Here is a 10303-nt window from a genome sequence, read left to right on the forward strand (position 1 = left end):
GGGTGGGGTATGGCCGATGCCCGTCCAAAACGCAGGGAATGAAAGCCTTGGCGCCTGTTCGATCGGGATTCTCCCTCACGAACTGCCGTCATACACCAATGTCCGATACGGTCCGACGCACGCCGCTCATTTGGGCAAGGCCGCGCGATGAAGGACGCACGATCCATATCCACAGATCTGCAGGACGGTATGAACGCACCCGCCGCCTCACCGCCAGCGTGGATGCGGGTCGAGCCGCCGATAAACCCGTAGGGGCTTCGGGAACTACGATCGTGAAGGGACTGGTTGCGGGGGTAGGATTTGAACCTACGACCTTCAGGTTATGAGCCTGACGAGCTACCGGGCTGCTCCACCCCGCGGTGGTTTTGCATATTGTCGTATGAGAGCTTTTTGCAGGGTTTATCAGGTTTGGCGGTGACCTACTCTCCCACGTCTTGAGACGCAGTACCATCGGCGCAGTGGCGCTTAACGGCCGAGTTCGGGATGGGATCGGGTGTTTCGCTCACGCTGTGACCACCAAACCGGGTAAACCCTGCATATGCGGTGTCTGCTGGGCAGACATCGCAAGTGCGACAGCGGCTTTTGCGTGCAAAAGCCGTGAGAGGCACCCGGTTTTAGCCTGGGTGCACTGTCGCATACACGAGACTGTCTTTCTTTTTTCACTGTGTTTGTGTGTGACTTACTGATCCGACTGAAGTGATGTGCTTGAGGCGGGTGCTTCATTTGCACCGGGTGCCTCTCGGGACATTCGCCTTTCGGCGAATACCCTGCCGCACTGGATACGATTGCGTTGCAATCGATCCGATCTTCCTTCTTCCGGATTGGATCAAGCCAATCGGGCGATTAGTACCGGTCAACTGAGTGCATTGCTGCACTTACATCTCCGGCCTATCGACGTGGTGGTCTTCCACGGCCCTGATGGGGAGACCTTGTTTCGAGGGGGGCTTCCCGCTTAGATGCCTTCAGCGGTTATCCTGTCCGTTCATAGCTACCCAGCACTGCCCTTGGCAGGACAACTGGTCCACCAGTGGAACGTCCACCCCGGTCCTCTCGTACTAGGGGCAGCTCCTCTCAAGTCTCCTACACCCACGGCAGATAGGGACCGAACTGTCTCACGACGTTCTAAACCCAGCTCACGTACCACTTTAATCGGCGAACAGCCGAACCCTTGGGACCTGCTCCAGCCCCAGGATGTGATGAGCCGACATCGAGGTGCCAAACACTGCCGTCGATATGGACTCTTGGGCAGTATCAGCCTGTTATCCCCGGCGTACCTTTTATCCGTTGAGCGATGGCCCTTCCACTCGGGACCACCGGATCACTATGGCCGTCTTTCGACTCTGCTCGACTTGTCAGTCTTGCAGTCAGGCGGGCTTCTGCCATTGCACTCGACGGTTGATTTCCGACCAACCTGAGCCCACCATCGCGCGCCTCCGTTACTCTTTAGGAGGCGACCGCCCCAGTCAAACTACCCGCCACACAGGGTCCCGGATCCGGATAACGGACCGCGGTTAGACATCAAGCGAGGCAAGGGTGGTATCTCAAGGGAGGCTCCACCGAGACTGGCGTCCCGGTTTCAAAGCCTACCACCTATCCTGCACATGCCTGACCTAATGCCAGTGTGAAGCTGTAGTAAAGGTGCACGGGGTCTTTCCGTCTGACCGCGGGAACCCCGCATCTTCACGGGGAATTCAATTTCGCTGAGTCTGCATTGGAGACAGCGGGGAAGTCGTTACGCCATTCGTGCAGGTCGGAACTTACCCGACAAGGAATTTCGCTACCTTAGGACCGTTATAGTTACGGCCGCCGTTTACCGGGGCTTCAATTCAAGGCTTGCACCTCTCCTTTTAACCTTCCGGCACCGGGCAGGCGTCAGACCCTATACGTCGTCTTGCGACTTCGCAGAGCCCTGTGTTTTTAGTAAACAGTCGCCACCCCCTAGTTTGTGCCCCCCGCCCACAGTTGCCTGCGAACGGGGCCTCCTTCTCGCGAACTTACGGAGGCATTTTGCCGAGTTCCTTCAATGCAGTTCTCTCAAGCGCCTTGGTATGCTCTACCAGTCCACCTGTGTCGGTTTCGGGTACGGTCCAACGAGGGGCTATTTCCAGGAACCGCTCAGCAGCAAGATCAATCCGATAAGACCTCACTACACCTGCGATCCGTCACCATCCTCTGGCCCAGGAATATTAACCTGGTTCCCATCGACTACGCCTTTCGGCCTCGCCTTAGGGGCCGGCTCACCCTGCTCAGATTAGCTTTAAGCAGGAACCCTTGGACTTTCGGCGACAGGGTCTCTCACCCTGTTTATCGCTACTCATGTCAACATTCTCACTTCCGATCGCTCCACCGCCCCTCACAGGTACGGCTTCACAGCTCGACCTTCCGACCAATGCCCGTCGCAAGACGAACAAGAGTCGGCAGGTCTTTGTCACGGAACGCTCCGCTACCACGCACATAGTGCGTCCAAAGCTTCGGCTCATGGCTTGAGCCCCGGTACATCTTCGCCGCAAGACAACTTGTCTAGACCAGTGAGCTGTTACGCTTTCTTTAAAAGATGGCTGCTTCTAAGCCAACTTCCTGGTTGTTTTGGTCGTCTCACATGCTTTCCCACTTAGCCATGAATTAGGGGCCTTAGCTGTTGGTCAGGGCTGTTTCCCTTTCCACTACGGACCTTAGCATCCGCAGTGTGTCTGCCATCTAGTACTCCCCGGTATTCGGAGTTTGGTTAGGATCAGTAAGCCTGTGGGGCCCCATTACCCATCCAGTGCTCTACCCCCGGGGGTATTCGGATGACGCTCTACCTAAATAGATTTCGCGGAGAACCAGCTATCTCCGAGTTTGATTGGCCTTTCACCCCTAGGCACACCTCATCCCGACCTTTTTCAACAGGTGTGGGTTCGGACCTCCAGTGAGTGTTACCTCACCTTCATCCTGGACATGCCTAGATCACTCGGTTTCGGGTCTGATCCATCTAACTCATTCGCCCTATTAAGACTCGCTTTCGCTGCGCCTACACCTAACGGCTTAAGCTTGCTAGATAGACCAAGTCGTTGACCCATTATACAAAAGGTACGCCGTCACACTTGCGTGCTCCGACTGTTTGTAGGCGTTCGGTTTCAGGTACTGTTTCACTCCCCTCGTCGGGGTGCTTTTCACCTTTCCCTCACGGTACTGGTTCGCTATCGGTCAGTAAGGAGTACTTAGCCTTCGAGGGTGGTCCCCCGATCTTCGGACAGGATTTCACGTGTCCCGCCCTACTTAATACGTCAGATCGAGCTTCGTGTACGGGGCTGTCACCCATATTGCCCAGCTTTCCAACTGGTTCCACTCACTCTCACTGCTCGGCTGGTCCGCGTTCGCTCGCCGCTACTAACGGAGTCTCAATTGATGTCCTTTCCTCCGGGTACTTAGATGTTTCAGTTCCCCGGGTTCGCTCTTAAAACCCTATATATTCAGGAATTAAGTACCTGTTTCAGCACGCTGATGAGTACCCGAGGGTAACAACAGCAAACTGTCAGGTGGGTTGCCCCATTCGGAGATCTTGGGATCAAAGCCTATTCCCGGCTCCCCCAAGCTTATCGCAGGGTATCACGTCCTTCATCGCCTCTTACTGCCAAGGCATCCACCAAACGCCCTTCTCGCGCTTGATCCAATCCGGAAGAAGAAAGACCGCTCCGCCGCCTCTCTCCCCCCGAACCCCTAAGGGCCGGACGTCGATCGACTGCTCGGCGCGCCATACATCTTCCAGATCAGAAGTCACATATTCAATCCTGCGGGCCAGAACTCGATCGACCCGCAAGACCTTCCCAAGGATGATACGAACGATCTCGCGATCAGACATATCATCCAGGTCAGTGTTTTTGACTTGGAAAGACTGTAACGTATCCTGGATCGGCCCGCCCGCACGCACTGGCGGTGGACCGGCGACTGCGCCGCGGATGCCTGAGCAGGCAGATCCGGACCCATGCCCCTCGCGGGGCGATGTCGCTCCCTGGCCCCGAAGGACCAGGCAATACCGAAGACCGTTACGTCTCGTGTATTTTGCTCTCTATACGATGTGAATGCCATCTCGATCGGCCCGAAGGCCAACCGGACGTTCCAGCGCAGCGAACTGCGCTCGAAGATCAGGTTTCTGGAACATAAAGTGTGCACTCGATGCAGCTACATCCTTTTCCCACGACCCTTGGGATGGCGAACCTGTCTCCCGTCTAAGGTTTGTTCTGCTGCAAAGTAAGCTAGCGGTGCACGCGCCCTTCGTCGGGATTCCATGAATGCGATCCCCCTCTCGCGGCTTGCTGCGCAAACCGCTGCCGGGCCCACATTCTTTGCTGCGCAAAGAAGTGGTTGGTGGAGCCTAGGAGGATCGAACTCCTGACCTCCTGAATGCAAATCAGGCGCTCTCCCAGCTGAGCTAAGGCCCCAAACTTGCCCCGCAAGTTTGGGGCCTCCCGACAGGGTTATTTGCCGAAGGCAAATGATCCCGAGAGGGAAAGGCCCGCGATCCGCAGGACAGAACATCCGTGGCACCTGAGGCGACGCCAAAAAATGATTGGTGGGTCGAGGAGGACTTGAACCTCCGACCTCACGCTTATCAGGCGTGCGCTCTAACCACCTGAGCTACCGACCCAGAGCGCTTTTGCAGCGCAAAAGCGCGGAGCGCGTGACAGCGGTTCAGCCATGAACCGCGAGAACGCGCAATCCGGTGTCACCACCAAACGAAGCGGCAGCTCCGTGTTCCAGATATGAAGGGATATGAGGGCGGCCTGGCCGCATATGCGCTCTATGCCACTTGCGTGTGCATCTCCCGTGAGGAAGAGGCGCTGCTAAGTGATCCCATAGGCCGGATGCGAACATCCGATCTGGCGGGATCATCCTTAGAAAGGAGGTGATCCAGCCCCAGGTTCCCCTAGGGCTACCTTGTTACGACTTCACCCCAGTCGCTGAGCTTACCGTGGTTGGCTGCCTCCTGCGAACAGGTTGGCGCACCACCTTCGGGTAAACCCAACTCCCATGGTGTGACGGGCGGTGTGTACAAGGCCCGGGAACGTATTCACCGCGTCATGCTGTTACGCGATTACTAGCGATTCCAACTTCATGGGGTCGAGTTGCAGACCCCAATCCGAACTGAGACAGCTTTTGGGGATTAACCCATTGTCACTGCCATTGTAGCACGTGTGTAGCCCATCCCGTAAGGGCCATGAGGACTTGACGTCATCCCCACCTTCCTCCGGCTTATCACCGGCGGTTCCGCTAGAGTGCCCAACTGAATGCTGGCAACTAACGGCGAGGGTTGCGCTCGTTGCGGGACTTAACCCAACATCTCACGACACGAGCTGACGACAGCCATGCAGCACCTGTCACTGATCCAGCCGAACTGAAAGAACCGTCTCCGGTTCCGCGATCAGGATGTCAAGGGATGGTAAGGTTCTGCGCGTTGCTTCGAATTAAACCACATGCTCCACCGCTTGTGCGGGCCCCCGTCAATTCCTTTGAGTTTTAATCTTGCGACCGTACTCCCCAGGCGGAATGCTTAATGCGTTAACTGCGTCACCGAACAGCAAGCTGCCCGACGACTGGCATTCATCGTTTACGGTGTGGACTACCAGGGTATCTAATCCTGTTTGCTCCCCACACTTTCGTACCTCAGCGTCAGTATCGAGCCAGTGAGCCGCCTTCGCCACTGGTGTTCCTCCGAATATCTACGAATTTCACCTCTACACTCGGAATTCCACTCACCTCTCTCGACCTCTAGATCGGCAGTTTTGGAGGCAGTTCCGGGGTTGAGCCCCGGGATTTCACCCCCAACTTTACGATCCGCCTACGTACGCTTTACGCCCAGTAATTCCGAACAACGCTAACCCCCTCCGTATTACCGCGGCTGCTGGCACGGAGTTAGCCGGGGTTTCTTTACCTGCTACCGTCATTATCTTCACAGGCGAAAGAGCTTTACGACCCTAAGGCCTTCTTCACTCACGCGGCATGGCTAGATCAGGCTTGCGCCCATTGTCTAAGATTCCCCACTGCTGCCTCCCGTAGGAGTCTGGGCCGTGTCTCAGTCCCAGTGTTGCTGATCATCCTCTCAAACCAGCTATAGATCGTCGACTTGGTAGGCCGTTACCCCACCAACTATCTAATCTAACGCGGGCCGATCTCTCTCCGATAAATCTTTCCCCCGAAGGGCGTATACGGTATTAAACCCAGTTTCCCGGGACTATTCCGTAGAGAGAGGCACGTTCCCACGCGTTACTAACCCGTCCGCCGCTAGACCCGAAGGTCTCGCTCGACTTGCATGTGTTAGGCCTGCCGCCAGCGTTCGTTCTGAGCCAGGATCAAACTCTCAAGTTGAAACGAACAACCTCGAAAGGCGCTCGTCCTTGACAGAATCCTCTGCACATCAATTTCGACAGCCCCGAAGGACCATCGGAATTACTATACCGTTTGGATCGACCTTAACGGCCGCCAAACAGTGAAGCTGACACCAACATCATCGGGCCGAAACCCTAGTTGGCCGATATACAGACAATCCAGTCGATAACCGACCAAACCACCCGCATATCCCTTCATCAAGATAGCGATTTCAAAGAGCGGAGAGACAAGAAACCTTGCCGCTGTTTCCAGCGCCTCGGCCTGTGTTCCTGTCTCTGTGTCCCCGTCGGTGTGGACTGTGTCGTCCCCGCCGCCGGTGAAAGGGGTTCTATGGGGATCACCCGGAACCCGCAAGCGCTTTTTTACACGAAAATGACGCTCGACGGCAGAAAACTTGCAAGCAGCTGATTTCGCATGGTTTCTTTCCTCGGAACGCGCCGCGATCGGGCCTCGAACCGGGGCGCGGCCCCTTCGCAGAGCGACTCGCGGGTGGAATCGCGGGGGCCAAACGCCCCCGCGACCCCGAGTCAGTGCACGGTGCCGACCGCACGCAGCCCCGGTTGCCGGTCTCCCAGCACCAGGCCGTCGGAATCGGCGGTCACGGGAATCGTGTCGCCGTCCCGCACCTCGCCCGACAACAGCAGCTCGGCCAGCGGATCCTGCAGGTGCTTCTGGATCACCCGCTTGAGCGGCCGCGCCCCGTAGACCGGGTCGTAGCCGCGATCGGCCAGCCAGGTCATCGCGCCCGCATCGACGTCGAGCGCGATCTTGCGCGCCGCCAGCCGCGCCTCGAGGATCCGGAGCTGGATCGCCACGATCCCGTCCATCTCGTCGCGGGTCAGGCGATCGAACTGCACGATCTCGTCCAGCCGGTTCAGGAACTCGGGGCGGAAATGCGCCCGCACCGCGTCCATCACCCGCGCCTTCACCTCGTCCGCATCGCCCCCCGCTTCGGACAGCGCCTGGCTGCCGAGGTTGGAGGTCAGCACGATCAGCGTGTTCTTGAAGTCCACGACCCGGCCCTGCCCGTCCGTCAGCCGCCCGTCGTCGAGCACCTGGAGCAGCACGTTGAACACGTCCGGGTGCGCCTTCTCGACCTCGTCGAACAGGATCACCTGGTAGGGACGGCGGCGCACGGCTTCGGTCAGCACCCCGCCCTCGTCATAGCCGACATAGCCCGGAGGCGCGCCGATCAGGCGGCTGACGGCATGCTTCTCCATGAACTCGCTCATGTCGATGCGCACCATCGCGGCGTCGTCGTCGAACAGGTACTCGGCCAAGGCCTTGGTCAGCTCGGTCTTGCCCACCCCGGTGGGCCCGAGGAACAGGAAGGAGCCGAGCGGCCGGTTCGGGTCGTTCAGCCCGGCGCGCGCCCGGCGCACCGCGTTCGACACGGCGGCGACCGCGTCGCGCTGTCCGATGACGCGGGCGCCGATGGCGTCCTCCATCTTCAAGAGCTTCTCGCGCTCGCCTTCCAGCATCTTGTCGACCGGGATGCCGGTCCAGCGTTCGACCACGCCCGCGACATGGGCGTCGGTCACGGCCTCCTCGACCATGACGTCGCCCGCCTCGCTGTCCTCGGCGGCGGCCAGCCGCTTCTCCAGATCCGGGATCACGCCGTAGCTCAGCTCCCCGGCCTTGGCGAGGTCGCCGCGCCGCTTGGCGGTGTCGAGCTCGATGCGCGCGCGGTCGAGCTGTTCCTTCAGCTCGCGGCTGCCCTGCAGCCGGTCGCGCTCCGCCTGCCAGCGGGCGGTCAGCTCGGCCGAGCGGTCCTGCAATTCGGCGAGGTCCTTCTCCAGCGTCGCCAGCCGGTCCTGCGAGGCCGCGTCGTCCTCCTTCTTCAGCGCCTCGGCCTCGATCTGCTTTTGCATGATGTCACGGTCGAGCGCGTCGAGCTCCTCGGGCTTCGAATCCGCCTCCATCCGCAGGCGCGAGGCCGCCTCGTCCATCAGGTCGATGGCCTTGTCGGGCAGGAAGCGGTCGGTGATGTAGCGGTTCGACAGCGTCGCCGCGGCGACCAGCGCGCGGTCCGTGATGCGGATGCCGTGGTGGACCTCGTACTTCTCCTTGATGCCGCGCAGGATCGAGATCGTGTCCGCGACCGTCGGCTCCGTCACCATGACCGGCTGGAAACGACGGGCGAGTGCGGCGTCCTTCTCCACATGCTTGCGATATTCGTCGAGCGTGGTCGCGCCGACGCAGTGCAGCTCGCCGCGCGCCAGCGCGGGTTTCAGCAGGTTGGCCGCGTCCATCGCGCCATCCGCCTTGCCGCCGCCGACCAGCGTGTGCATCTCGTCGATGAACAGGACGATGCCGCCCGCGGCCTCCGTCACCTCGGTCAGCACTGATTTCAGCCGCTCCTCGAACTCGCCGCGATATTTCGCACCGGCGATCAGCGCGCCCATGTCGAGCGCCATGAGCGTCTTGTCCTCCAGGCTGTCGGGCACGTCGCCATTGACGATGCGCAGGGCGAGGCCCTCGGCGATCGCCGTCTTGCCGACACCCGGCTCCCCGATCAGGACGGGGTTGTTCTTGGTCCGGCGGCTGAGCACCTGGATCGTGCGGCGGATCTCCTCGTCGCGCCCGATGATCGGGTCGATCTTGCCCTCGCGCGCCGCGGCGGTCAGGTCGCGCGCGTATTTCTTCAGCGCGTCATAGCCGTCCTCCGCGCTCGCGCTGTCGGCGGTGCGGCCCTTGCGGATGTCGTTGATCGCCTCGTTGAGGCCCTGCGCGGTCACGCCCCCGGCCTTCAGCGCATCGTTCGCCTTCGACTTCACGACGGCGAGCGCGGTCAGCAGGCGCTCGACGGGCACGAAGCTGTCGCCGGCCTTCGCGGCGATCTTCTCCGCCTCCGCCAGCACCTTCGCGGTCTGGCCGTCCATGTAGAGGTTCGATCCGTCGCCCGACACCTTGGCGATCTTGCCAAGCTCGGTCTCGACGGCCCCGCGCACGGCCTTCGCGTCGCCGCCCGCGCGGGTGATGAGGTTCGCCGCCAGCCCCTGATCGTCGTCGAGCAGGGCCTTGAGCAGATGCTCGGGCAGGAACCGCTGGTGTTCCTCGCGCAGAGCGATGGTCTGGGCCGCCTGCACGAAGCCGCGCGACCGTTCCGTGAACTTCTCGAAGTTCATCGCAGTCTCCTATCTATAAGCGCCACGTCCGCGATGCCCTCGTATGAGGCACATCACATATGACCTTGATCCCGGCAGCGCCCATGATCGGCCCGCCACCCGATGCTGCTTAAATAATATGCAAAACCGCCCGAACAAGAGCCCGCCCCGATCCGGCGCCTCGCGCGTCCGCCCGCCATCTCGACATTTCCCCGTCCACCCGGCATCCCTGACGGCATGGACCTGCCCATCACCCCGATCCTGCCCGATCTCGTCGCGGCGCTGACCACGCACCGCCGCGCCGTGCTGCAAGCCCCGCCCGGCGCGGGCAAGACCACCACCGCCCCCATCGCCCTCATCGACGCTCTGCCCGGCCGCATCGTGATGCTGGAGCCGCGCCGCATCGCCGCGCGCACCGCCGCCCACCGCATCGCGGAGCTGATGGGCGAACACCCCGGCGCCTCGGTCGGCTACCGCATGAAGGGCGACAGCGTGCCCGGCACCCGCATCGAGGTCGTGACCGAGGGCATCCTGACCCGCATGCTGCAATCGGACCCCGAGCTTCCGGGCATCTCCTGCCTCATCTTCGACGAGTTCCACGAACGCTCGCTGCACGCCGATCTCGGCCTCGCGCTGGCGCTGGAGGTGGCCGGGGCGCTGCGCGACGACCTGCACATCCTCGTCATGTCCGCCACGCTCGACGCCGCCCCCGTCGCGGCCCTCATGGGCGACGCGCCGGTGCTGACCTCCGAGGGCCGCGCCTTCCCGGTCGAGACCCTGCACGCCGACGCCCCCCTGCCCGCCCGACGCGGCCCCGCCTTCGCCGATGC

At 60.7% G+C, this 10303-nt stretch carries 2 protein-coding genes, 3 tRNA genes and 3 rRNA genes; 1 reads left to right on the plus strand and 7 read right to left on the minus strand.

The genetic code is table 11. The features are described 5' to 3' along the window. Positions 1 to 282: 282 nt before the first annotated feature. From RX333_RS03875 to clpB, 7 genes are all read right to left on the minus strand, one after another. Positions 283 to 359 (minus strand) — tRNA-Met (locus RX333_RS03875). A gap of 47 nt (positions 360 to 406) precedes the next feature. Further along, a 5S ribosomal RNA gene (rrf, locus tag RX333_RS03880) occupies positions 407 to 521 on the minus strand. Positions 522 to 822: 301 nt separating this feature from the next. Continuing rightward, positions 823 to 3650 (minus strand): 23S ribosomal RNA (locus tag RX333_RS03885). Positions 3651 to 4345: 695 nt separating this feature from the next. Further along, positions 4346 to 4421: transfer RNA gene (locus RX333_RS03890), tRNA-Ala, on the minus strand. 129 nt (positions 4422 to 4550) lie between these two features. Then, positions 4551 to 4627: transfer RNA gene (locus tag RX333_RS03895), tRNA-Ile, on the minus strand. 251 nt (positions 4628 to 4878) lie between these two features. Then, positions 4879 to 6345: ribosomal RNA gene (locus RX333_RS03900) — 16S ribosomal RNA — on the minus strand. Together the 16S, 23S and 5S rRNA genes with 3 tRNA genes alongside form the textbook arrangement of a ribosomal RNA operon. A gap of 548 nt (positions 6346 to 6893) precedes the next feature. Beyond that, a complete protein-coding gene (gene clpB / locus RX333_RS03905) occupies positions 6894 to 9494 on the minus strand; it encodes an ATP-dependent chaperone ClpB (protein WP_316013600.1) in 2601 nt (866 codons plus the stop codon). A 216-nt stretch (positions 9495 to 9710) separates the two neighbouring features. On the opposite strand from clpB, the gene RX333_RS03910 reads away from it, so the two are divergent. Then, positions 9711 to 10303, plus strand: a 593-nt coding sequence (locus RX333_RS03910) for a DEAD/DEAH box helicase (RefSeq protein ID WP_316013601.1), incomplete at its 3' end; no start/stop codon positions are given.

The sequence above is a fragment of the Roseobacter sp. HKCCA0434 genome, assembly GCF_032464675.1.
Taxonomy (GTDB): Bacteria; Pseudomonadota; Alphaproteobacteria; order Rhodobacterales; family Rhodobacteraceae; genus Pontivivens.